14 protein-coding genes are annotated in these 25,277 nt (G+C 70.8%); 8 read left to right on the forward strand and 6 right to left on the reverse strand.

The window, feature by feature from the left end; all coding sequences use genetic code 11:
* Nucleotides 1-94: 94 nt before the first annotated feature.
* On the forward strand, nucleotides 95-2,338 hold the full coding sequence (gene glgX / locus ACFVJX_RS25375; RefSeq protein ID WP_384135208.1) for a glycogen debranching protein GlgX: 2,244 nt from the start codon (nucleotides 95-97) through the stop codon (nucleotides 2,336-2,338).
* A 9-nt stretch (nucleotides 2,339-2,347) separates the two neighbouring features.
* Here glgX and ACFVJX_RS25380 read toward each other — a convergent pair whose 3' ends face one another.
* From ACFVJX_RS25380 to ACFVJX_RS25395, 4 genes are read right to left on the reverse strand one after another with little or no spacing between them, the layout of a single operon-like run.
* Nucleotides 2,348-2,998: a response regulator gene (locus ACFVJX_RS25380; protein ID WP_384135205.1), complete on the reverse strand. Its 651-nt coding sequence runs from the start codon at nucleotides 2,996-2,998 to the stop codon at nucleotides 2,348-2,350.
* Nucleotides 2,999-3,036: 38 nt separating this feature from the next.
* Nucleotides 3,037-4,314, reverse strand: a complete 1,278-nt coding sequence (locus ACFVJX_RS25385) for a sensor histidine kinase (RefSeq protein WP_384135202.1) — start codon at nucleotides 4,312-4,314, stop codon at nucleotides 3,037-3,039.
* A 21-nt stretch (nucleotides 4,315-4,335) separates the two neighbouring features.
* Nucleotides 4,336-5,133, reverse strand: a complete 798-nt coding sequence (locus tag ACFVJX_RS25390) for an ABC transporter permease (RefSeq protein ID WP_384135200.1) — start codon at nucleotides 5,131-5,133, stop codon at nucleotides 4,336-4,338.
* A 1-nt stretch (nucleotide 5,134) separates the two neighbouring features.
* Nucleotides 5,135-6,073, reverse strand: coding sequence for an ABC transporter ATP-binding protein (locus tag ACFVJX_RS25395; RefSeq protein ID WP_384135197.1), 939 nt, complete (start codon nucleotides 6,071-6,073; stop codon nucleotides 5,135-5,137).
* A gap of 175 nt (nucleotides 6,074-6,248) precedes the next feature.
* Between ACFVJX_RS25395 and ACFVJX_RS25400 the strand changes: the two genes are divergently transcribed.
* The 3 genes from ACFVJX_RS25400 to ACFVJX_RS25410 all read left to right on the forward strand — a co-directional run bounded on the left by ACFVJX_RS25400 (nucleotide 6,249) and on the right by ACFVJX_RS25410 (nucleotide 12,421).
* On the forward strand, nucleotides 6,249-8,120 hold the full coding sequence (locus ACFVJX_RS25400; protein WP_384135194.1) for an ABC transporter ATP-binding protein: 1,872 nt from the start codon (nucleotides 6,249-6,251) through the stop codon (nucleotides 8,118-8,120).
* Nucleotides 8,117-10,024: an ABC transporter ATP-binding protein gene (locus ACFVJX_RS25405; protein WP_384135191.1), complete on the forward strand. Its 1,908-nt coding sequence runs from the start codon at nucleotides 8,117-8,119 to the stop codon at nucleotides 10,022-10,024. Before ACFVJX_RS25400 ends, ACFVJX_RS25405 begins: the two co-directional genes overlap by 4 nt.
* 357 nt (nucleotides 10,025-10,381) lie before the next feature.
* Nucleotides 10,382-12,421, forward strand: a complete 2,040-nt coding sequence (locus ACFVJX_RS25410; protein ID WP_384135188.1) for a M4 family metallopeptidase — start codon at nucleotides 10,382-10,384, stop codon at nucleotides 12,419-12,421.
* An 81-nt stretch (nucleotides 12,422-12,502) separates the two neighbouring features.
* Here ACFVJX_RS25410 and ACFVJX_RS25415 read toward each other — a convergent pair whose 3' ends face one another.
* Together ACFVJX_RS25415 and glgP are read right to left on the reverse strand one after the other, a co-directional pair.
* Nucleotides 12,503-13,720 (reverse strand): alginate lyase family protein, encoded by a 1,218-nt coding sequence (locus tag ACFVJX_RS25415; RefSeq protein WP_384135185.1) that lies wholly within the window; start codon nucleotides 13,718-13,720, stop codon nucleotides 12,503-12,505.
* A 214-nt stretch (nucleotides 13,721-13,934) separates the two neighbouring features.
* The gene (glgP, locus tag ACFVJX_RS25420; protein ID WP_384135182.1) at nucleotides 13,935-16,538 is read right to left on the reverse strand and encodes an alpha-glucan family phosphorylase; all 2,604 of its coding nucleotides are present in this window, start codon (nucleotides 16,536-16,538) and stop codon (nucleotides 13,935-13,937) included.
* Nucleotides 16,539-17,301: 763 nt separating this feature from the next.
* Here glgP and ACFVJX_RS25425 point away from each other — a divergent pair.
* From ACFVJX_RS25425 to glgB, 4 genes are all read left to right on the forward strand, one after another.
* Entirely contained in the window at nucleotides 17,302-19,353 is a 2,052-nt protein-coding gene (locus ACFVJX_RS25425; RefSeq protein WP_384135180.1) for an alpha-1,4-glucan--maltose-1-phosphate maltosyltransferase, read from the forward strand.
* Nucleotides 19,350-21,056 carry a maltose alpha-D-glucosyltransferase gene (treS, locus tag ACFVJX_RS25430; RefSeq protein ID WP_384135177.1) on the forward strand — a complete coding sequence of 569 codons (1,707 nt, stop codon included), beginning with the start codon at nucleotides 19,350-19,352 and terminating at the stop codon, nucleotides 21,054-21,056. The genes ACFVJX_RS25425 and treS overlap by 4 nt, the downstream gene beginning before the upstream one ends.
* Before the next feature lie 227 nt (nucleotides 21,057-21,283).
* The gene (locus tag ACFVJX_RS25435) at nucleotides 21,284-22,687 is read left to right on the forward strand and encodes a maltokinase (protein WP_384135174.1); all 1,404 of its coding nucleotides are present in this window, start codon (nucleotides 21,284-21,286) and stop codon (nucleotides 22,685-22,687) included.
* A gap of 88 nt (nucleotides 22,688-22,775) precedes the next feature.
* Nucleotides 22,776-25,262 carry a 1,4-alpha-glucan branching enzyme gene (gene glgB / locus ACFVJX_RS25440; RefSeq protein ID WP_384135171.1) on the forward strand — a complete coding sequence of 829 codons (2,487 nt, stop codon included), beginning with the start codon at nucleotides 22,776-22,778 and terminating at the stop codon, nucleotides 25,260-25,262.
* The last annotated feature ends 15 nt before the right edge of the window (nucleotides 25,263-25,277 follow it).

Genomic DNA, 25,277 nt, shown 5'->3' on the forward strand with positions numbered 1-25,277 from the left:
AACAGAGGGGACGACCACACTCGGGGAGCCGCGGCCGGGACGCCGCGCGCTCCCTTTCGGTGCCGGTCCCCCACGAGCCGCGGGAGGCGAGCAGGTGTCGAGCGCAGCCGAGCAGGAGGCAGTGCCGAAGACGTTCACCGGACCGGCCGGGCAGGCGGTGGAGCGGCCGGCCGCCGGGCACGGACAGCGCCCGCCCGCCGTGTGGCCCGGTACGCCGACGCCGCTGGGAGCCCGCTTCCGGGTGGGGCCGGACGGGGTTGCGGGCACCAACTTCGCCCTCTGGGCGGGCGGGGCGGAGTCCGTGGAGCTCTGCCTCTTCGAGGAGGACGGCACCGAGACCCGGCTGCCCCTGACCGAGCTGACCCACGAGATCTGGCACGGCTTCGTGCCCGGCGTGAGGCCGGGCCGGCGTTACGGCTATCGGGTGCACGGCCGCTGGGACCCGTGGACGGGCGCCCGCTGGAACGCGGCGAAACTGCTCCTCGATCCGTACGCCCGTGCGGTGGACGGCTCCTTCACCCTTCCCCCCGAGGTGTACGGCCATGTGAGGGACTGGCCGGAGCAGCAGGTCGCCGACACCGTGCGCGACGAACGGGACTCCGCTCCGTACGTTCCCAAGGGGGTGGTCGTCCATGACGACGACGACTGGGCCGGGGACCGGCGGCCCAAGACACCGTGGGCCGACTCCGTCATCTACGAACTGCACGTCCGGGGCTTCACGGCGCGCCACCCGGACATCCCCGAGGAGCTGCGGGGCACCTACGCCGGACTCGCGCACCCCGCGGCCGTCGGCCACCTCAAGCGCCTCGGGGTGACGGCAGTGGAGCTGCTGCCGGTGCACCAGTTCGCCCACGAGGACCATCTGCTCCGCCGCGGACTGCACAACTACTGGGGCTACAACTCGATCGGCTACTTCGCCCCGCACGCCGGCTACTCCGCGAGCGGCACCGCGGGCCAGCAGGTCGGCGAGTTCAAGCGGATGGTCCGCGCGATGCACGACGCGGGGATCGAGGTCATCCTCGACGTGGTCTACAACCACACGGCGGAGGCGGGCGAGCTGGGCCCGATGCTCTCGCTGCGGGGTATCGACAACCGCGGCTACTACCGGCTCCAGTCCGACGCCCGCAGGTACGCGGACTACACCGGATGCGGCAACACCCTGCACGTGGTGCAGCCGAACGTGCTGCGGCTGATCACCGACTCACTGCGGTACTGGGTCACGGAGATGGGCGTCGACGGCTTCCGCTTCGACCTCGCGGCGGCGCTCGCCCGCTCGATGCACGACGTCGACATGCTCTCCCCGTTCCTCGCGGTGATCGCCCAGGACCCGGTGCTGCGCCGGGTCAAACTGATCGCCGAGCCGTGGGACGTCGGCAACGGCGGCTACCAGGTCGGTGCCTTCCCGCCGCTGTGGACCGAGTGGAACGACCGCTACCGCGACGCCGTGCGCGACTTCTGGCGCGGCGCCCTGCCCGACGTACGCGATCTCGGCTACCGGCTGACCGGGTCGAGCGATCTGTACGCCTGGGGCGGCCGCCGCCCGTACGCCTCGGTCAACTTCGTCACCGCGCACGACGGCTTCACCCTGCGCGACCTGGTGAGCTACGAGCAGAAGCACAACGAGGCCAACGGCGAGGGCAACCGGGACGGCACATCCGACAACCGGGCGTGGAACTGCGGCGCCGAGGGTGAGAGCGACGACCCGGCGGTCAACGCGCTGCGCCGCCGCCAGCTGCGCAACCTGCTCACCACCCTGCTGCTGTCCACCGGGGTACCCATGCTGGTGGCCGGTGACGAGATGGGCCGCACCCAGGGCGGCAACAACAACGCCTACTGCCAGGACAACGAGGTCAGCTGGGTGGACTGGTCGCTGCTTGAGCAGCCGCGGTGGCGGCAGCTGACCGAGCTGACGGCGCGCGTGCTGACGCTGCGCCACACCCATCCGGTGCTGCGCCGCCGCGCCTTCTTCTCCGGCCGGGCGCAGGCCCCGGACGGGCTGCGGGACCTGGCGTGGTTCACCCGGCGGGGGGCCGAGATGACGGAGGAGGACTGGTACGCACCGGCCGCGACGGTCGGGCTCTATCTCTCCGGGCGCGACATCCCCGGCCGGGACGCCCGGGGCGAGCCGGTGACCGACGACAGCTTCCTGGCGGTGCTGCACGCCGGTGACCGCCCGGCGGAGTTCCGGCTGCCGGGAGCGCCGTGGGCCGAGGGGTACGAACTGGTCCTGGACACCTCACGGGAGGACCAGTCCACCGCTCCGGGCACGGTCCACGGGGGCGGCACGGACCTGTCGGTTCCGGCGAGATCGGTCCTGCTGCTGCGGGTACGGGAGTGAGCCCGGCGCTCAGCCCAGGATGCCGCGGTCGTACGCCACGGCGACGGCGGCCGCCCGGTCCTTGGCGCCCAGCTTGGCGAAGATGTGGGTGAGGTGGGTCTTCACCGTGGCCTCGCTGATGAAAAGAGCGGCGGCGATCTCGCGGTTCGACGTGCCCCTGGCGACGCGTTCGAGCACCTCGCGTTCGCGAGCGGAGAGCGTCTCGCTGCCGGACGCGGCGGGGGCCCGCACCCGTGAGACGAGCCGGGAGGCGACGGCGGGCGACAGGACGGTGCGTCCGTCGGCGGTGGCGCGCACCGCGGTGAAGAGTTCCTCGCGCGGGGCGTCCTTGAGCAGGTACCCGGTCGCTCCGGCCTCGATCGCGGGCAGGGTGTCGGAGTCGGTGTCGTACGTGGTGAGGACGAGGACCCTGGAGCGGGCGCCGCGGCGGGCCAGTTCGGTGATCGCGGCCACTCCCCCGCCGCCGGGCATCCGCAGGTCCATCAGGATGACGTCGGGGTCGAGCCGGACGGCCATCTCGACCGCCTCGACCCCGTCGGCCGCCTCGCCGAGCACCTCGAACTCCGCCGCCGACGCGAACATGCCGCGCAGCCCGTCCCGTACGACGGGGTGGTCGTCGACGACGATCAGCGTGATGACGCGTGCGGGTTCCCGGTCCATAGCGGCCCACCGTACTTGGCCCGCGGCGTGCGCCGGTCTCAGTCGTGCCGGACGAGCGGGACCCGGGCGCACACGGCTGTGCCGAGGCCCGGACCGGTCTCCACCTCGACGGTGCCCGCTATGCGCTCGGCGCGCGCCCGCATGCCGCCGAGGCCGAACCCACCGGCACCCCGGTAGGGCTCCAGCGCGGCGGGGTCGAAGCCGCGGCCGTCGTCCCGTACGTCCAGGGTGATCTCGTCGCCCATGTAGGAGAGGGTGACGCCCGCCCGGTTCGCCTCGGCGTGGCGGCCTGCGTTGGCGAGTGCCTCCTCGGCGATCCGCAGCAGGGTGGCACCCACCTCGTCGTGCAGCGGCTCGGCGGTGCCTGTGACGGTGAACTCGGCGCGGACGCCGCTCCGTTCCGACCAGCTGGAGACCGTCTTCTTGAGGGCGCCGGGGAGATCGTCGTGCTCCAGGGCTGCGGGGAGCAGATTGTGCACGGAGCGGCGGGCTTCGCCGAGGCTGTGCCGCGCGAGGGCGGTGGCCCGGACAAGGTGTTCCGCGGCCAGTTCCGGGTCGTTTCCTGCCGTGGACGTCACGGCCTGGAGCTGGGCGATGATGCCGGTCAGGCCCTGGGCGATGGTGTCGTGGATCTCCGCGGCCATCCGGCTCCGCTCGTCGGCCACTCCGGCCTCGCGTGCCTGGACGAGGAGCTGGGCGTGCAGTCCGGCGTTCTCCGCCAGGGCCTGTTCGAGGCGGGCGTTGGCGGCCTCCAGAGCGGTGATGGTGTCGGTCTGGGTGCGGGCGTGCTCGGCCTCCCGGTTGCCGATCTGCGCGAAGACCATGGTGAGGGTCCCGTGCAGGGCGAAGAGTATGAAGAAGGCGACCCAGTTGATCAGGGTCGCAGGCGGCAGGCCGCCGGACTGCGAGCCCGCCAGGATGACGGCGGTGGCCATGAATCCGGCGCGCACGCCCCGTGCCGGAAGCAGCCGGGCCGCGTCGAAGTAGCCGAGCGTCGCGAAGATGGCGAAGAACGGGTTGCCCCAGGTCAGCGCGAAGGCCAGCAGCGTGCGGAGGACGAAGTAGCACGGCGCCGCCCGTGACGCCGGTCCCGACACCGCCCGCACCCGTCCCCACCAGAGCTGGAGGACGAGCGTCGGCGGGATCAGGGCCGCGACCGCGTACATGTCCGCGCGGGACATGATGAGGTCACTGGTGACGGCCGAGACCACGGTGGCCAGGCCGAGCAGTCCGTACGGCCCGTACCGGAAGAACCGCTCCCACCACTGCTCGGCCGTCTTCACTCCGCACCCGGCTTCGCTCTCACCCGCGCTCATGGGTGAAGTCTCCCCGATCCCCTACTCCCACCGGAACGTGCGGGCCGCGACCGCCGCCGCCAGTGCGGCCCACAGCGCCATCACACCGAGGTACCCCCAGTTGGGCCAGGCACCGGACGCGGCCCGGTCCAGTGCCTGGGAGGCCGCGCCGAACGGGGTGACCTGGACGATCCGGCGGAGCGTGTCGGGCATGGTCTGCACGGGCACCCAGACGCCCGCGGTGAACATCATGACGAAGAACACGACCGACCCGATCGCGGCCGAGATCTTCATGGTGCGGGAGACGGCGCATACCAGCGCGCCCAGGGCCAGCACGCAGGCGACGGCCAGCAGCAGTGCCAGGAGGTAGCCGAACGGCTGCCCGGGCAGGGACACGTCGAAGGCGATCCGGCCGACCGCCGTCACCAGCAGGGCGGAGCCGAGCGCCGCGGCCCCGTGCAGCGCCATCTGCGCGCCCAGCAGGGCGATGGGGCGTACCGGTGTCGTCGACATCCGGCGCAGGATGCCGCGCTCGCGGTAGCCGGTGAGGACGGGCGGCATGGCCTGGAGACCGGCCATGATCATCGCGAGCAGTACCGCCACGGGCACGTACAGATCGATGACTCGGCGGCCGCCGAGTGATGCGTCGGGGTCCCGGAAGGACGGGATCAGCCCGAGGATCACCATCAGCACGGTCGGGAAGACGAGGATCCAGAACAGGCTGCCGGGTTCGCGCAGGAAGAGCCTGGTCTCGGACTTGAGGACGGCGAGCGAGGCGCCGGAAGCGGCCGTGCGGGGCTTCCGGGGCTTCCGGCCGGTGAGGGTGTGCGCTGTGGCCATCTCAGACTGCCCGTTCTGTGAGTGCGTGCGGCTCCGCGGGGCCGGAGTGCTCGGTGAGGTCGAGGAAGGCGTCGTCCAGGGTGGCCTCGGCGACGCGCAACCGGTGTGCGGTGACGCGGAGCCGGGCCAGCAGAGAGATGACGGCGTTGACGGTCTCGTCGCTGCCGTTGATGACGATCCGGCCGTCGCGGCTCTCGCACGAGGCGGCGCCGGGCAGCCTCGCGAGTTCGGTGGTGTCGAGCGGCTGCGAGGGCGTGAAGGAGATGACCGTGGAGCTCCCGGCCTCGGCGATCAGCCCGGACGGGGTGTCCAGGGCGACGACCCGGCCCTTGTCGATCACGGCGATCCGGTCGCAGAGCCGCTGGGCCTCCTCCATGAAGTGCGTGACGAGCAGGACGGTGACGCCCCTGCCCCGTACCTCCTCGATCAGCTCCCAGGTGTCGCGCCGGGCGCGCGGGTCGAGCCCGGTGGTCAGCTCGTCGAGAACCACCACCCGGGGGCTGCCGACGAGCGCGAGTGCGATGGAGAGCCGCTGCTTCTGGCCACCGGAGAGCTGCCCGAACCGGGTGCCGAGCTTGGTGTGCAGACCGAGCGGCTCCACCAGCGAGCGCCAGTCGGCGGGGTTCGGGTAGAACGCGCTGTACAGCTCCAGCGCCTCTCCGACCGTGATCTTGGGCTGGAGTTCGCTCTCCTGGAGCTGCGCTCCGAGGAGCAGGGTGACCTGCTCGTGGTCGGCCACGGGGTCGAGACCGGCGACCCGGACCGTGCCGGAGTCGGGGACCCGCAGTCCCTCGACGCATTCGACGGTGGTGGTCTTGCCCGCGCCGTTCGGGCCGAGGATCCCGAAGATCTCCCCCTCGCCGACGGAGAAGCTCACCCCGTCCACCGCGGGGCGTCCGGCGTAGGCCTTGTGCACCCCGTTCACTTCGATGATTGCCATGCCCCGAGTGTTGCGGCCCGGGCCCGCTACCGGCATCCGCCATCGCGCTCGAACCGGCATCAGCCGATCGGTTGATGCCGGGCTACGACCCTCGCGTACGGCCCGGCCCCCGGGATCCGGCCGGGTGCGAAAAGCAGGTGAGCGATGTCAGTGGTGAACCGTAGGCTCGCCCCTGATGCCCGAACAACATGCAGAGCCCAAAGACCGGTCCGCCGTCCGCTCCCTGGTGCGGCTGTGGCCGTACGTGAAGCCGGTACGGGCCCGGCTGTCCGGCGCGGCCCTGGTCGCGATCGTCGCCTCGTGCCTCGGCCTGGTGATCCCGCTCGTACTGAAGTGGATGGTCGACGGCCCGGTCGCCGACCGCGACCCCGGCGGGGTCTGGCTCGGCGCGCTCTACCTGCTGCTGCTGGGGATCGCCGAGGCGTTCCTGTTCGGGCTGCGGCGCTGGATGGTGGCGCGTCCGCTGGCCGGTGTCGAGGCGTCGATGCGGGCCGATCTCTACCGGCACCTGCAACGCCTGCCGGTGGCCTTCCACGACCGCTGGCCGTCGGGTCAGCTGCTGTCGCGCGGGACCACGGACCTGATGCTGGTGCGGATGTTCCTGGCCTTCCCGCTGACCTTCCTGGTGGTCAACTCCACCACGGTGCTGGTCGGTTTCGTGATCCTGCTGGCCCAGGAGTGGACGCTCGGCCTGGTGCTGCTCGTCCCCGTCGTACCGCTGATGATCCTCTGCTCGGTCTTCGAGACGAAGTACGCGCTGGTGGCGCGCAGGGCCCAGGACCAGGTGGGCGATCTGACGACGGTGGTCGAGGAGAGCGTGCTCGGCATCCGGATCGTCAAGGGCTTCGGCCGGCACCGCAGCCAGGCCCTGGCCTTCCGCGCCCTCTCGCAGCGGCTGCGCACCACGGAGCTCGACAAGGCACGGCTGCTCGCGGGCATCTGGGCCCTCATCACGACGATCCCCGAACTCGCCATCGGGGCGGCGCTGGTGCTCGGCACCATCGAGGTCGCGGACGGCGGTCTCTCGGCGGGCACCCTGGTCGCCTTCCTCTCCACGGCGCTGGCGCTGCGCTGGCCGGTCGAGTCGATCGGCTTCCTGCTGGCGATGAGCCAGGAGTCGGCATCGGCCACCGAGCGGTTCTTCGAGGTGATGGACGTGGCCGAGGAGGAGGACACCACCGGACCCGGGAGCCTCTCCCCCGGTGAACTCGCCGAGGCCGGCGGCATGGTCTTCGAGGGGGTCCGCTTCCGCTACCCGGACGCGGAGGAGGGCTCCGCCCCCGTGCTGGACCGGATCGACCTGCGGATCCGTCCCGGCGAGACGATGGCCCTGGTCGGGGCGACGGGCTGCGGCAAGACCACGCTCACCGCGCTCGTTCCCCGGCTGCACGACGCCACTTCGGGGCGGATCACCCTGGACGGCGAGGACATCACCGCGATGTCGCGCGAGCGGCTGCGGGAGCTGGTGTCCGTGGCGTTCGAGGAGCCGACGCTGTTCTCGGCGAGTGTCGGGGAGAACGTCCTGATGGGCGCCGAGGGCGCGGACGAGGAGGCGCTGCGGCGGGCGCTCTCCGTCGCGCAGGCCGATTTCGTGCACGACCTGCCGCACGGGGTCGACACCCAGGTCGGCGAGCAGGGGCTGAGCCTCTCCGGCGGTCAGCGCCAACGGCTCGCGCTGGCCCGCGCGGTCGTCGGCCGGCCCCGCTTCCTGGTGCTCGACGACCCGCTCTCCGCACTGGATGTGCACACGGAGACGCTGGTCGAGGCCGCGCTGCGGAGCGTGCTGCGGGAGACCACGGCGGTGGTGGTCGCCCACCGGCCGTCGACCGTGATGCTCGCCGACCGGGTGGCGCTGCTGTCGGATGGCCGGATCAGCGCGGTCGGCACCCACCAGGAGCTGCTGCGCGGCAACGCCGAGTACGCCCTGCTGATGTCCGGGGCTGCGAGCCCGCCGGGCGAGGACCTCAGCGGCGTGGCCCCCGAGGTCACGCCGGCCGATGACGTCGCGGGTGCGGATGCCCCTGCCGAGGGGAGCCGTACCCGATGACGAGCACGACGACCGGGCGCCCCAAGGGGCCCGACGGCAGTGAGCGGGACGAGGAGAGCGTCGGCCCCCGGCCCGCACCGGAGGGGGAGGCCGATGCCCCGGCGAGGCGGCCCGGGGACCCCTTCGACCGCGACGACCTGCCCACGCCCCGGGGCGCGACGCGCGAGCTGCTCCTCTCGCTGCTCCGCCCGCACCGCGGCAGGGTCGCGGTGGCCGCTTTGTACCTGCTGGTCCAGCAGATCGCGGTGCAGGCCGGTCCGCTGCTCGTCGCGTACGCCATCGACAGCGGGGTGCCCGCGTTCCGGGACAAGGAGTACGGGCCGCTGATCGCCGTGGCCGTGGGCTACGGCCTGTGCTCCGTCGGCGCGGGGGCCATGCAGTACGCCTTCATCCAGGCATCGGCGGGGGTCAACCAGGACGCCCTGCTCGATCTGCGCGGCCGGATCTTCCGTCATGCCCAGGCGCTGAGCGTGGACTTCCACGAGCGGTACACCTCGGGGCGGCTGATCTCCCGGTCCACCACCGATGTGGAGTCGCTGCGGGAGCTGCTCAGTGAGGGGCTGCAGGAGCTGATCGGGGTCTTCCTCTCCTTCGTCTCCATCTCCGCGATGCTGCTCTGGCTGGACTTCGCGACGGGCGCCGTCGCCGTACTCTCGTTCGTACCGCTGTATCTGCTGGTCCGCCTCTACCAGCGCCGGGCCGGGGTGATCTTCGCCGCGCGGTCCACGGCCATCGCCGCCGTCATCGTGAAGTTCGCGGAGACGATGAACGGCATCCGTCCCGTCCAGGCCTTCCGCCGGGAGCCGGTCAACGACACAGTCTTCCGGGAGCTGAACCACGAGCACCGGCGCGTCAACGGGGACGCGATGCTGGAGAACGCGCGGTACGTCGTCGGCTCCCGGCTGGTCGCCAACACCGCGGTGGCCGGGATCGTCCTGTGGGGCGCCTACCGCGTCGCCTCCGGCACCCTCGCCCTCGGCGTGCTGGCCGCGGTGGTGCTGTATCTGCGGCGGCTCTACGACCCGATCGACCGGCTCAGCATGTTCCTCAACTCCTACCAGTCGGCGGCGGCCTCGCTGGAGAAGATCGCGGGTCTGCTGGCCCAGACGCCCACGGTCCCGGAGGCCCTGGAACCGCGGGAGCTGCCGGCGCTCACGGGCGAACACCCGGGCCGCGAGGTGGTCTTCGACTCGGTGCGCTTCGCCTACCGCACCGGTGGTGAGGTGCTGCCACGCTTCGATCTGACCGTTCCGGCCGGGCAGACGGTGGCGGTGGTCGGTTCGACGGGTGCCGGGAAGTCGACGCTCGCCAAGCTGCTGGCCCGCTTCTACGACCCGTCCGACGGCCGGGTACTCCTGGACGGGACCGACCTGCGGGACCTCGCCGTCCCGGAACTGCGGCGCGGGGTGGTGATGGTGACCCAGGAGGCGTTCCTGTTCTCGGGGACCGTCGCCGAGAACATCGCCATCGGCAGCCCGGACGCGAGCCGTGAGGAGATCGAGCAGGCCGCGAAGGCGATCGGCGCCCATGACTTCATCAGCACTCTGCCCGACGGCTACGACACCGACGTACGCAAGCGGGGCGGCCGGATCTCGGCCGGTCAGCGCCAGTTGGTCGCCTTCGCCCGCGCCCTGCTGGCGAACCCCGCGGTGCTGATCCTCGACGAGGCGACCAGTTCCCTCGACATCCCGGGCGAGCGGGCGGTGCAGCGGGCGATGGACACCGTGCTGCACGGCCGCACCGCCGTGGTGATCGCCCACCGGCTGTCGACGGTGGAGATCGCGGACCGGGTCCTGGTGATGGAGCACGGCCGCATCGTGGAGGACGGCGCCCCGGCCGAACTCATCGGCGGAACCGGCCGGTTCGCGGGCCTGCACCGGGTGTGGCAGGAGAGCCTGGTCTGAGGGCCGGCCGAGAGGACTGGATGGCGCGGAACGAGCCACAGTTCCAGGCCGTACCGACGGGCGGCACTCGCAGTTTCTTCACACTCTTTTCGAACACGACGCCTTCGGGTCCGACCTCGGCACACTCTTCGGGTTCGGGCCGCGAAGGACTCCGGACGGCATCGCGGTGATGATCGGCGAAACGTCCGCTTAACGAACATGACCATTACGGCAACGGACGAATTCCGGCCATCTTGTTGACGCGGTCCTGACATAGGCGCCTGTCTGCTGACACTCTTCACCCCGTTCTGCGCACTGCCTGCTCTGCCCGGACGGCTCACCCAGCCGCCGGTACCCCACCTTGCAGAAGGAGTCCGCGTGAGATCCACGCCCAGCCGTCGTGCCACCGCGACCGGCGCTCTGATAGCCGCAGCAGCTCTCCTGGCCGCCGGAGTCCAGACCGGCACAGCCACCGCAACACCGGCCGGCGCCACCAGCGCCGCCGCAGCAGCAGCCTCCGCCGGTGCCGATCACGGCGCACTGGCCAAGCAGCTCTCCCCCTCCCAGCGAGCGGAGCTGATCCGCGACGCGAACGCGAGCAAGGCGGCCACTGCCAAGGACCTCGGTCTCGGCCCGCAGGAGAAGCTCGTCGTCCGGGACGTCATCCAGGACAACGACGGGACCACGCACACCCGGTACGAGCGCACCTTCGCCGGACTTCCGGTCCTCGGCGGCGACCTGGTAGTCCAGGAGTCGAAGGCCGGTACGACCGAGAACGTCATCAAGGCCTCCAAGGCCACCACCGCCCAGCTGAAGGCCGTGGACACGGCCGCGCAGCTCGCCCCGGCGGCAGCCGAGAAGCAGGCGCTCGGTGCGGCGAAGGCCGACGGATCGGACCGGACGGTGGCCGAGAAGGCGCCGCGCAAGGTCGTCTGGATGGCGTCGGGCAAGCCGCAGCTCGCCTACGAGACCGTGGTCGGCGGGCTCCAGGACGACGGCACCCCGAACGCGCTCCACGTCGTCACGGACGCGACCACGGGCGCGAAGCTCTACGAGTGGCAGGGCATCGAGAAGGGCACCGGCAACACCGAGTACAGCGGCCAGGTCACCCTCAACACCTCGGGGTCGTACAACCTGACCGACACCACCCGCGGCAACCACAAGACGTACAACCTGAACCACGGTACGTCGGGCACGGGCACCCTCTTCTCCGGCTCGGACGACATCTGGGGTGACGGCACCCCCCAGAACGCCGAGACCGCCGCGGCCGACGCCCACTACGGTGCGGCCGAGACCTGGGACTACTACAAGAACGTCCACGGCCGCACGGGTATCCGGGGCGACGGCGTCGGGGCGTACTCGCGGGTGCACTACGGCAACAACTACGTCAACGCCTTCTGGGACGACAGCTGCTTCTGCATGACGTACGGCGACGGCAGCGGGAACGCATCGCCGCTGACCGCCCTGGACGTCGCGGCGCACGAGATGACGCACGGCGTCACCTCGAACACCGCCGGCCTGAACTACAGCGGTGAGTCCGGTGGCCTCAACGAGGCGACCAGCGACATCTTCGCCACCGCCGTCGAGTTCTACGCCAACAACGCCGCCGACAAGGGCGACTACCTCATCGGCGAGAAGATCGACATCAACGGCAACGGCACGCCGCTGCGCTACCAGGACAAGCCGAGCAAGGACGGCGCGTCCAAGGACGCCTGGTACTCCGGCATCGGGAACGTGGACGTCCACTACTCGTCGGGCCCGGCCAACCACTTCTTCTACCTTCTCTCCGAAGGCAGTGGCGCCAAGACCATCAACGGCGTCTCCTACGACTCGCCGACCTCCGACGGCCTGCCGGTGACCGGCATCGGCCGCGACAAGGCCGCGCTGATCTGGTTCAAGGCACTCACCACGAAGTTCAGCTCCACGACGAACTACGCGGGAGCCCGCACGGGCACGCTCGCCGCGGCCGGTGAGCTGTACGGCACGACCAGCGCCGAGTACAAGGCCGTGGCCGACGCCTGGGCCGGCATCAACGTGGGCTCGCGCCCCGGCGGCGACACCGACCCCGGTGGCACGGTCTTCGAGAACGCCACCGCCACCGCCATCCCTGACCACGGTTCGGCCGTCACCAGCTCGGTCACCGTCACCGGCCGCACCGGCAACGCCCCGAGCACCCTCAAGGTCGGCGTGGACATCACCCACACCTACCGCGGTGACCTGGTCATCGACCTCGTCGCCCCGGACGGCACGGCCTACCGCCTGAAGAACTCCTCCTCCAGTGACTCGGCGGACAACGTCAAGACCACGTACACGGTCAACGCCTCGTCGGAGGTGGCCAACGGGGTCTGGAAGCTGAAGGTCCAGGACGTCTACTCGGGCGACACCGGAAAGATCAACAGCTTCAAGCTGACCTTCTGAACCAAGCCGTACCGCACGCCCCGCGGCTGACGCGGCATCCCGCCCGGGAGGAGAACCCATTCCTCCCGGGCGGTAGCGCGCTCAGCCCGGGTTGTTGGCGTGGGTCAGCGTCTCCCAGGCGACGAACAGGTTGTCGGTCCCGGCGGGCCGGCGCTGCTCGGTGAGCGTCTGGGTGTTGGTCATCGCGATGCCCATCCGGTTGTGCAGGGCGTTGAACCCGACCTCGGTGACGGGCCCGAGGTTGTCCTTCAGCGATCCGCCGCAGAGCGACGAGGGAACGGCCTCCCCCAGCTGGTACTTGGCGTGCAGACCGAGCGCGTGGCGCAGCCGGTCGGCGATCTCCGGGTAGAGGTCCTGCCCCTGGATCCGGCTGGTCTCCGCGATGTGCGAGATGGCGGAGAGGCCGTACCCGGTGTGGGTGAGGTCGCGGCAGGTCTCCTGAGCGAGGCCGTCCATGAAGGTCGACTGGCCCTGCCAGTAGTTGATGATCTTGTCGCGGGTGTCGAGCCCACTGCCGGGAGCGGTCTTGGGCAGCGCCCCGTCCGAGGTCAGATATATGTACGCGGGGACGCGCCCGCGGAACTTGCCGACCGCCTTGTCGTACGAGGTGCGGTCCTCCAGGAAGACCGAGATGCCGATCGCGGCCTCGGTCATGCTCAGTTCCCAGTTGCCGTTGCTGTTCGACCCGTTGATGACCTCGGGCAGGTAGACGTCGCGCAGCATGGTGGCGAACCGTCCGGCGTTGGGCCAGCTGCTGTACGTGTACTTGATGATCTCGGCGGCCCGCGGCCAGGAGGAGCCGGCCCAGCCGGTCTGGAGCGGCGCGTTGCTGTTGGTGTGGTCCTTGATCACGGCCGACCAGGCGTCCATGATCTCGACGGCCTTCTGCGCGTACCGGCTGTCCTGGGTGATGTACCAGGCCAGCGAGAGGGTGTAGGCGGCTATCGCGTCCTCGCGCTCGTCGGTGCAGCCGTAGTTGGGGTCGGAGTACGAACCGCACTCGACGACCGCCCGGGGCTTGGCCGTGCGGGTCAGCGAGGCGTACTTGCTGCCCATCATCTGGTCGTACGCGCTCTTCCAGGGCTGCGCGCCGGCCTGCACCTCGGAGCGTACGAAGTCCAGCTGGGGGCGGCTGACGAGGACGCCGGGGTGGGTGAAGGCGGCGGGGGCGGCGGCCCGTACCGGTGACGGGTCCCGGGCGGGTCCGCCGGCCGAGGCGGGGGCCATGGAGAAGCCGGTGATCAGCGCCGCGAGGGCGGTGGCGAGGCCGAGGCCGCGCGCGATGGTTCCGGTGCGCATGTGGGGGGTGCCTTCCGGTGCGAAGGAGTCTGGCAACTCGGCTCGGAACAAAGCGAGTTCACAGACATGAACTCTGAGTCGAGTTGTGAACACTGCGATGAGTGAGGAACCTAAATGCATCGCATGAACACGTCAAGCACCTGCGTTCAGAAGACGAAGGGCCCGGCACCGTGGAGCGGTGCCGGGCCCTTCGCGGGGCGGGGAGAACGGGACGTCAGCGCATCAGCAGCCCCGCGCCCTCGCCCGTGGCCTCCGTGGGCTGTGCGACCAGGCCGAGTTCCGCGCCACCCGCCAGCAGCCGGTGCGCGGGCAGGACCCGCACGGTGTACCCGTAGGGGCCCGTACGGTCGAGGGCGAGCGGGCCGTCGTAGAGCCAGCGGCCCTCCAGGTCCTGGCCCCCGGCCGGCTTCAGCGGGAAGACCTGGGCGTCCGTGATGGTGTCGGCCGAGTCGACCCGGCCGGCCACCGCCTGCACCTCCACGTCGTCCGGCTCCAGAGCGCCGAGGGTGATCCGGACCCGCAGCGCCAGCGTCGAGCCGAGCTCCGCCGAACTGCCCGCCTCGGTGGGCGTCACCGCCTCCACGTGGTCGACCGCCACCCTCGGCCAGGCCGCCCTGACCCTCGCCTTCCAGTCGGCGAGCTCCCGGGAGGCCGTGGCGTCGAGCGAGCGCTGGGCGAGAGCCGCCGGGGCGTACAGCCGCTCCACGTACTCCCGGACCATGCGATCGGCGAGGACCTTGGGGCCGAGGGTGCCCAGCGTGCGGCGGACCATCTCGATCCAGCGCTCCGGGAGCCCCTCACCCCCGCGGTCGTAGAAGCGCGGCGCCACCCGGTCCTCGATCAGCTCGTAGAGCGCGTTGGCCTCGAGATCGTCACGCCGGTCCTCGTCCATCGCGGAGCCGTCGGCCGTCGGGATCGCCCAGCCGAAGTCCGGTTCGAACCACTCGTCCCACCAGCCGTCGAGGACGGAGAGATTGAGACAGCCGTTGAGCGCGGCCTTCATGCCGCTCGTACCGCACGCCTCCAGCGGACGCAGCGGGTTGTTCAGCCAGACATCGCATCCCGGATAGAGCTTCTGGGCCATCCCCATCCCGTAGTCGGGCAGGAAGACGATGCGATGGCGCACCCGGGCGTCGTCGGCGAACCTGACCAGCTCCTGGACCAGCCGTTTCCCGCTGTCGTCGGCCGGATGCGCCTTGCCCGCGACGACGATCTGGATCGGCCGCTCCGGGTGGAGGAGCAGCCCCCGCAGCCGGTCGCGGTCACGGAGCATCAGCGTCAGCCGCTTGTACGAGGGCACGCGGCGGGCGAAGCCGATCGTCAGCACGTCCGGGTCCAGCACGCCGTCGATCCAGCCGAGTTCGGCGGACTCCGCGCCCCTGGTGCGCCAGGAGGCGTGCAGCCGCCTGCGCACCTCGGTCACCAGCTGTTCGCGCAGCGTCCGCCGCAGGTCCCAGAGCTGCCGGTCGGGGATGCCGGCGGCGGAGTCCCACCGGCCGGGGGTGCCGCCCGAATCGGTGCGCAGCCGGTAGATCTCGGGTGCGACCCAGGTGGGTGCGTGGACCCCGTTGGTCACGGAGGTGATCGGCACCTCGGGGGCGTCGAATCCCGGCCACAGCCCGGCGAACATGGATCGGCTGACCGCGCCGTGCAGGGTGGAGACCCCGTTGGCCCGCTGGGCGAGCCGCAGGCCCATCACGGCCATGTTGAAGACGCCGGGGTCGCCGCCGTCGTAGGTCTCCGTACCCAGGTGCAGGATGCGTTCGGTACTGACTCCCGACAGCTCGCCGTCGTCGCCGAAGTGCCGGGCGACGAGCTCGCGGTCGAACCGGTCGATCCCGGCCGGCACCGGGGTGTGGGTGGTGAAGACGGTGCCGGCCCGTACGGACTCCACCGCGGAGCCGAAGTCCAGGCCGGTGCCGGAGAGCTCCCGGATGCGTTCGAGGCCCAGGAATCCGGCGTGGCCCTCGTTGGTGTGGAACACCTCGGGGACGGGGTGGCCGGTGAGTCGGCAGTAGGTGCGCACGGCGCGCACCCCGCCGATGCCCAGCAGTATCTCCTGGAGCAGCCGGTGCTCGCTGCCGCCGCCGTAGAGCCGGTCGGTGACCTCGCGTTCCCCGGGGGCGTTCTCCTCCACGTCGGAGTCGAGCATGAGGAGCGGCACCCGGCCGACCTGTGCCTGCCAGATGTGCGCGTGCAGCGAGCGGCCGCCGGGGAGCGACAGGACCACCTCGCTCGGGGTGCCGTCGGCCTCACGCAACAGCGTGAGCGGCAGTTCGTTGGGGTCGAGGACGGGGTAGTGCTCCTGCTGCCAGCCGTCCCGGGAGAGGCTCTGGCGGAAGTAGCCGTGTCGGTAGAGCAGGCCGACGCCGACGAGGGGCACGCCCAGGTCGCTGGCGGCCTTGAGGTGGTCCCCGGCGAGGATGCCGAGTCCGCCGGAGTACTGGGGTAGGGCCGCGGTCACCCCGAACTCGGGCGAGAAGTAGGCGATGGCGGCAGGAAGCTCGACGCCCTGCGCCAGTTGTTCCTGGTACCACCTGGGGCCCTCCAGATAGCTCTGGAGATCGGCTGACACCTCGGTCAGCCGGCGCAGGAAAGCTTGGTCCTGGCCCAGTTCGGCGAGGCGCCCGGCGGACACGGCACCGAGCAGGCGCACGGGGTCGCCGTCCGCCGTCCGGCCGGCCACCGGGTCGACTTCCTGGAAGAGCTCACGGGTCGCGGTGTGCCAGGACCAGCGCAGGTTGCGCGCGAGGTCGCTGAGCGGTTGAAGGGGGTCGGGGAGGACGGGACGCACGGTGAATCGACGAATGGCCTTCACGTATTCCACCTTTACAGGGGACGTCCGAATCCGAGGGGACGCACCACGGTGTGCGCCGCTCCGTCACCCTCGACGGTAGCGGTGTGCGGCACTCGGCAACCACGGCGCACGGCCGTCCGGTGGCGTGCGACCCCGGCCGGGGTGACCGCCCCTTCGCTCCACCCTCCTGCGCACCGCCCGGCTCTGGACGCAGATCCTGACACATCCGTCACAGGGGTTATGGCCGATTCCCTCCCCTCGTGCGGCCTTGTGGGCCTTCGCCCCACAGGGAAGGCTGCCCAGTGGCGCCCACCGTCCCCGCGTGCGCCGGATTTCCGCGACCCCGCGCACGCGCGGCGGAGCCCGGCGCATTCAGACCGTCACAGATACGCCCGAGTAGTTAACAAACCACCGGATTGGCCTACCGGCATCCATGGGAAGGCTTCTCCGGTACCCGGAACGAATGCATTCCGAGGACCGCTGAACGCGATCCACCTCAGGCCCACGGTCGATTCATCCGCCGTTCGGCGGCAATCCGCCCGCGGTTCGTATGCAATCGGTACGGCCCGCGCGCATTCGGTCCACACCCGTGCGCGACACCCGCGCCCCAGCCATTCGAGTGCCATTCGAGTGAACGCGGACAGGAGCGGCCATGCCCACACCCCACCAGTCGTCAACAGAGCAGCTAGAAAGGACGGAACCCCACCGTCGCGGCGCGCGCGTTCAGCCCTCCGCAGCCGCAGCGCGCCCTGTTGAGTCCGAGCTCCAGTCCCCAGGTGATTCCATGATCGGTCGCATTCCCGTCCTCGACGTCCGCCCGCTCGTCGATTGCGGAAGAAGGCCCGCCAAGGCTGTTTCCGGCGAGACCTTCCAGGTCACCGCGACCGTCTTCCGCGAGGGTCATGACGCGGTGGCCGCCGATGTCGTGCTGCGGGACCCGAACGGACGTCCCGGGCCCTGGACCCCGATGCGCGAACTCGCCCCCGGCACCGACCGCTGGGGCGCCGACGTGACCCCGGACGCCGAAGGCCGGTGGACGTACACGGTGGAGGCCTGGAGCGATCCGGTGACCACCTGGCGGCACACCGCCCAGATCAAGATCCCGGCGGGCATCGACACCGCGCTCGTCCTGGAGGAGGGCGCCGAGCTGTACGAGCGGGCCGCCGAGGGCGTGCCCAAGCGCGACGGGCGCGAGGCGGTGCTGTGCGCGGTGGACGCCCTGCGCGACACCTCCCGGCCGGCCGCCGCCCGGCTGGCCGCCGCGCTCACCCCCGAGGCCGACGCGGCGCTGGCCAGGCACCCCCTGCGTGAGCTGGTCACCGCCTCGCGGCCGCACCCGCTGCTGGTCGAGCGCCGGCGCGCGCTGTTCGGGTCCTGGTACGAGCTGTTCCCCCGTTCGGAGGGGGCCAGGATCGAACCGGCCGTACCGGCGAAGCCGGCGGGCAAGGGCCGTTCGGCCAAGGCGCGCGCGGTCCCGGCGCAGCCGCCCCGGATCATCAGCGGCACGTTCCGCACGGCGGCCGAGCGCCTGCCCGCGGTCGCCGCGATGGGCTTCGACGTGGTCTACCTCCCGCCGGTCCACCCCATCGGGACGACCCACCGCAAGGGGCCCAACAACTCCCTCTCGCCCGCCGCGCACGATGTGGGCGTGCCGTGGGCGATCGGCTCGGCCGAGGGTGGTCACGATGCCGTCCACCCCGATCTCGGCACCCTCGACGACTTCGACCATTTCGTCGAGACCGCCCGCAACCTGCGCATGGAGATCGCCCTGGATTTCGCCCTCCAGTGTTCCCCCGACCATCCCTGGGTCACCGAACACCCCGAGTGGTTCCACCACCGCGCGGACGGCAGCATCGCCTACGCGGAGAATCCCCCCAAGAAATACCAGGACATCTATCCGATCGCGTTCGACAAGGATCTGCGTGGAATCGTCGCGGAGACCGTGCGCATCCTCCGTTTCTGGATGGACCACGGCGTGCGGATCTTCCGCGTCGACAATCCGCACACCAAGCCGGTGATCTTCTGGGAGAAGGTGATCGCCGACATCAACCGCACAGACCCCGATGTGATCTTCCTGGCCGAGGCATTCACCCGTCCCGCGATGATGCACACACTGGCCACCGTCGGATTCCAGCAGTCGTACACCTACTTCACCTGGCGCAACAGCAGGCAGGAAATCACGGATTACGTGACCGAACTGTCCGGCGAGACCGCCTCCTGCATGCGGCCCAATTTCTTCGTGAACACCCCCGACATCCTTCCCGGATATCTCCAGGAAGGCGGCAGGCCGGCCTTCGAGGCACGGGCGGTGCTCGCGGCGACGCTCTCCCCCACCTGGGGGGTGTACGCGGGGTACGAGCTCTGCGAGAACACCCCGATCCGCAGCGGCAGTGAGGAGTACCTCGACTCGGAGAAGTACGTGATCCGGCCCAGGGACTGGGAAGCCGCCGAGCGCGAGGGCCGGTCGCTGGCCCCGCTCATCACCTCGCTCAACCGGATCCGGCGCCGCCACCCGGCGCTTCAGCAGCTGCGTGACGTGCACTTCCACTCGTCCGACAACGACGCCCTGATCGTGTACAGCAAGCGCTCCGGTTCGAACACCGTTCTGATGGTCGTCAACCTCGACCCGCACCACACCCAGGAGGCGACCGTCTCGTTGGACATGCCGCAACTCGGCCTCGACCGGCACGAGAGCGTGCCGGTGCGCGACGAGCTCACCGGCACTTCCTATCACTGGGGCAGGACCTTCTATGTGCGTCTGGAGCCGGGCGTGACGCCCGCGCACATCGCCGTCCTGCGACCGTCCCCGCCGACCGGAGGGTCACCCACACCATGATCGTCAACGAGCCCGTCCACGACACGTTCGAGGACACCCCGGCCAAGGACCGCGATCCCGACTGGTTCAAGCGTGCCGTCTTCTACGAAGTCCTCGTCCGTTCCTTCCAGGACTCCAACGGCGACGGCATCGGAGATCTGAAGGGGATCACCGCCAAACTGGACTACCTCCAGTGGCTGGGCGTCGACTGCCTCTGGCTGCCGCCGTTCTTCAAGTCGCCTCTGCGCGACGGCGGTTACGACGTATCCGACTACACAGCCGTGCTGCCCGAGTTCGGCGACCTCGCCGACTTCGTCGAGTTCGTCGACGCCGCGCACCAGCGCGGGATGCGCGTGATCATCGACTTCGTCATGAATCACACCAGCGACCAGCACGACTGGTTCCAGCAGTCCCGGACCGACCCCGAGGGTCCGTACGGCGACTACTACGTCTGGGCCGACGACGACAAGCAGTTCCAGGACGCCCGGATCATCTTCGTCGACACCGAGACGTCCAACTGGACCTTCGACCCGGTGCGCAAGCAGTACTACTGGCACCGCTTCTTCTCGCACCAGCCCGACCTCAACTACGAGAACCCGGCGGTGCAGGAGGAGATCATCTCCGCGCTGCGCTTCTGGCTGGACCTCGGCATCGACGGCTTCCGGGTCGACGCCGTGCCCTACCTCTACCAGCGCGAGGGCACCAACTGCGAGAACCTCCCGGAGACCCACGGCTTCCTCAAGCGGGTCCGCAAGGAGATCGACGCCAACTACCCGGACACCGTGCTGCTCGCCGAGGCCAACCAGTGGCCGGAGGACGTCGTCGACTACTTCGGCGAGTTCCAGGCCGGCGGCGACGAGTGCCACATGGCGTTCCACTTCCCCGTGATGCCACGGATCTTCATGGCCGTGCGGCGGGAGAGCCGCTACCCGGTCTCGGAAATCCTGGCCAAGACACCGGCGATCCCGTCCGGCTGCCAGTGGGGCATCTTCCTGCGCAACCACGACGAGCTGACGCTCGAGATGGTCACGGACGAAGAACGCGACTACATGTACGCGGAGTACGCCAAGGATCCGCGGATGCGGGCCAACATCGGCATCCGGCGGCGCCTGGCACCCCTGCTGGACAACGACCGCAACCAGATCGAGCTGTTCACCGCGCTACTGCTCTCCCTGCCCGGCTCCCCGATCCTCTACTACGGGGACGAGATCGGGATGGGCGACAACATCTGGCTGGGCGACCGGGACGCCGTGCGCACCCCGATGCAGTGGACGCCCGACCGGAACGCGGGCTTCTCCTCCAGCGATCCGGGCCGGCTCTTCCTCCCCACGATCATGGACCCGGTCTACGGCTACCAGGTCACCAACGTGGAGGCGGCGATGGCCTCGCCGTCGTCGCTGCTGCACTGGACGCGCCGGATGATCGAGATCCGCAAGCAGAACCCGGCGTTCGGCCTCGGCTCGTACAACGAACTGCCGTCGTCCAACCCCGCGGTGCTCGCCTTCACCCGTGAGCACGGGGACGACCTCGTGCTGTGCGTCCACAACTTCTCACGGTTCGCACAGCCGACGGAGCTCGACCTGAGGTCGTTCAACGGGCGTCATCCGGTGGAGCTGATCGGCGGGGTGCGCTTCCCCGCCATCGGTCAGTGGCCCTACCTGCTGACTCTCGCGGGACACGGCTTCTACTGGTTCCGGCTGCGCAAGGACGCGCCGCCGAGCTGACGAGAGGCTCTCGTGCGGGGCGGTTTCCGCCGCTCCGCACGGGGCACTCTCCCCCCATATCGAACGCTTCAGGACCCTTCCTGGATCCTCCTGGCGTTTCGTTCCATTCGAGTCGAGTCCGTACGGACCATCCTGACCCGACACGTCCCGCACAGCCGGACAGCCAATGCCGCAATCCGGGACACTCTTCGCATCCTGTGGTGTGCCCGGGGAAAGGACGCGATGCCATGTCGGAGGCTGCATCCGCTCAGGTCACCCTGGCGAACAGCACAGCCCTGCTCCCGTCTCTCGGACCGCTGCTGCATGAATGGCTCCCCCGGCAACGGTGGTTCGCCGGCAAGGGGCGGGCCATCACCGCCTTCTCGCTCGTGTCGGCGACCGAGATACTGCCGGTGGAGAGCTCCGCCGACCGCACCACCAACGCCGGCCCCGGACTCCTGCACCTGCTGGTCCGGGTGCACCAGCCCACCATGCCCGCCCAGCCGCCCATCGACTGCTACCAGTTGCTGCTCGGCGTACGCCCCACCCTGCCGACCCGTCTAGCGCCCGCCCTCATCGGCCATGTGACGGAAGGTCCGCTGGCCGGACAGACCGTCTACGACGGGCTGCACGATCCTCGCCTGGCCGCGCTGCTGCTGGAGCGGCTGCGCACCCCCGGCACTCTCGGCGCCCTCCGGTTCGGCCGGGGCGCCGACCCGGTCCCCGACGGCCTCGCGCCCCGGGTGCTGGACACCGAGCAGTCCAACTCCTCGCTCGTCTACGGCAACGCCTACATCCTGAAGATCTTCCGCCGGGTGTTCCCCGGCACCAACCCCGATCTGGAGCTGCCGCTCGCGCTCTCCCGCGAGGGGTGCGGGCGGGTCCCGGCCCCCGTCGCCTGGTTCGAGTCCACAGCTCCCGAGCACCTCACGCTCGGGGTGCTCCAGCCGTTCCTGCGCGGCGCCGAGGACGGCTGGCAGCTCGCCCTGGGCGCACTCGCCGCGGGCAGCGACTTCGGACCCGAGGCCCGCGCGCTGGGGCGGGCCACCGCCGAGGTGCACACCGCGCTCGCCGCGGCGCTGCCCACCCCCGCCCTGCGGCGCGCGCAGACCGACGAGCTGGCCGCCGGCATGGTCCGGCGGCTGGAGGCGGCCGCCCACGCGGTGCCGGAGCTGGTGCCGTACGTCCCCGGACTGCGTACCGCCTTCGACGCCGTCACGGCGCTGAGCCACCGGGGCCGCAGCTGGGCCGCCCAGCGGGTGCACGGCGATCTCCATCTGGGCCAGACCCTGCGAGGGGGCGACGGCTTCTGGTCGCTGATCGACTTCGAGGGCGAACCGGCCCGCCCGCTCCCGGAGCGCCGCAGCCCGCAGCCACCGGTGCGCGACATCGCCGGAATGCTCCGCTCCTTCGACTACGCGGCCCGCTCGCACCGGCCCTGGAACGCGGACTGGGCGGCCCGCTGCCGGTCCGCCTACTGCGACGGATACGCGGAGGCCGCGGGCATCGACCCCCGCAGCGAACCGGAGCTGCTGCGGGCCCACGAGACCGACAAGGCGGTGTACGAGGTGCTGTACGAGGCACGACACCGGCCCGACTGGCTCCCGGTCCCGATGGCCGCGATCCACCGCCTGGCAGCCGTCGCCGACTGACACCCGCCGCGCGGTCCGTCCCGCCCCCGGTCCCCGGCGCCCCACCCCTCCGCCCCACCCCGCCCACACCCCCGAGGAGGCTGTCCCTGTGACCGCCCGCAAGCCGTCCCGCAACGCGCCCGATCCCGCTCCGTCCGCCCCCGAAGCCTCGCTCTCCGCGACGCCCGCCGAGCACGCGGACGCCACCGCCGCAGGCCCGGCGACCGGGACCCTCGCTCCGGCGGAGGCGAGCGCCCCGCCCGCCGAGCCGGTCACGGCCCCGGTCACCGCTTCCGTCTCAGCTTCCGCCTCAGCACCCGCTCCCGCTCCCGCTCCCGCCAAGCGGGCCAAGCGCGCGGCCGGACCGCCCCGGCCCCGCCGGGCCGCCGGCGGCGGGCAGGGTGTCCGGCCCGCCCGCGCGCTGGACGACGGGGACCGGGCCCGGCTCCTGGCCGGCGAGCACCACGCTCCGCACGACCTGCTCGGCGCGCACCAGATCCGCGGCGGGGTCACCTTCCGGGTGCTGCGCCCCTTCGCCCGGTCCGTCACCGTGCTGGCCAAGGGGCTGCGGGCCCAGCTGCACGACGACGGCGACGGCCTCTTCTCCGGTCTGCTGCCGATGCCGGCCGTTCCCGAGTACCAGCTCCTGGTCGCCTACGAGGACAACGAGATCGAGGTCCAGGACCCTTACCGCTTCCTGCCCGCACTCGGCGATCTCGATCTGCATCTGATCGGCGAGGGCCGGCACGAGGAACTGTGGACCGCTCTGGGCGCCCAGCCCATGGAGCACCAGGGCGTCACCGGCACCCGGTTCACCGTCTGGGCCCCCAACGCCCGCGGCGTTCGCGTCGCGGGTGACTTCAACTACTGGGACGGCACCGGCTTCCCGATGCGCTCGCTCGGCTCCACCGGCGTGTGGGAGCTGTTCCTGCCCGCGATCGCGGAGGGAGCGCTCTACAAGTTCGACATCTGCCGCCCGGACGGTACGCACACGCTGCGGGCGGACCCGATGGCCCGTCATGCCGAGGTCCCGCCCTCCAACGCCTCGGTCGTGACGGCCGCCCACCACGTCTGGCGGGACCAGGAGTGGATGGCGCACCGCGGTGACGTCCCGGTGCACGAGGCGCCGCTCTCCGTCTACGAGGTACACCTGCCGTCCTGGCGCCCCGGCCTCACCTACCGTCAGCTCTCCGAACAACTCCCCGCGTACGTACGTGACCTGGGGTTCACGCATGTGGAGTTCATGCCGGTCTCCGAGCACCCCTTCGGGGGCTCCTGGGGCTATCAGGTCACCGGGTTCTTCGCGCCGACCTCCCGGATGGGCACACCGGACGACTTCCGCTTCCTGGTCGACGCCCTGCACCGGGCCGGGATCGGGGTCATCGTCGACTGGGTTCCGGCGCACTTCCCGCGCGACGAGTGGGCGCTCGCCGAGTTCGACGGCAGGCCACTGTACGAGCCGTCGGACCCGCAGCGGGCCGCGCATCCGGACTGGGGCACGCTCGAATTCGACTTCGGCCGCACCGAGGTGCGCAACTTCCTGGTCGCCAACGCCACTTACTGGTGCGAGGAGTTCCACATCGACGGGCTGCGGGTGGATGCCGTCGCCTCGATGCTCTACCTCGACTACTCCCGCGAGGAGGGCGAGTGGTCTCCGAACGAGCACGGCGGCCGGGAGAACCTGGACGCCGTGGCCTTCCTCCAGGAGATGAACGCGACGGTCTACCGGCGCAACCCGGGCGTCGTCACCATCGCCGAGGAGTCCACCGCCTGGGACGGTGTCACCCGCGCCACCCACCACGTCGGCCCCGGCGGCTTCGGCGGGCTCGGTTTCGGGCTGAAGTGGAACATGGGCTGGATGCACGACTCGCTCGAGTACGTGTCGAAGGAGCCGGTGCACCGCAAGTACCACCACAACGAGATGACCTTCTCGATGGTGTACGCGTACAGCGAGAACTACGTGCTGCCGATCTCGCACGACGAGGTCGTGCACGGCAAGCGGTCGCTGGTCAGCAAGATGCCCGGCGACTGGTGGCAGCAGCGCGCCAACCACCGTGCCTACCTCGGCTTCATGTGGGCCCACCCCGGCAAGCAACTTCTCTTCATGGGGCAGGAGTTCGCGCAGGGAGCGGAGTGGTCGGAGGGCCACGGCCCGGACTGGTGGCTGCTCGATCCCTCGTACGCGGCGGAGAGCGACCACCGGGGCGTACGGACGCTGGTCAGCGACCTCAACTCGGTGTACGGGGCGACGCCCGCGCTCTGGCAGCGCGACACCGTCCCGGAGGGCTTCGCCTGGGTGGAGGGGGACGCGGCCGAGGACAACGTCTTCGCCTTCCTGCGCTACGACGCGCACGGCTCACCGCTGTTGTCCGTCTGCAACTTCTCCCCGGTGGTGCGGCACGACTACCGGATCGGGGTGCCGGACGGGCCGGCGGCCTGGACGGAGGTCCTCAACACGGACGCGGCGCGATACGGGGGCGGCGACGTGCGCAACGAGGAGCCCCTGAAGCCGGAGGCGGTGGCGGCGCACGGCAGGGAGACGAGTGTGACGCTGACGCTCCCGCCGCTCGCGACGGTGTGGCTGCGGCCCGTCTGACGGGAACCGACGCCG

The organism is Streptomyces sp. NPDC127177, from assembly GCF_042672475.1.
Taxonomy (GTDB): Bacteria; Actinomycetota; Actinomycetes; order Streptomycetales; family Streptomycetaceae; genus Streptomyces.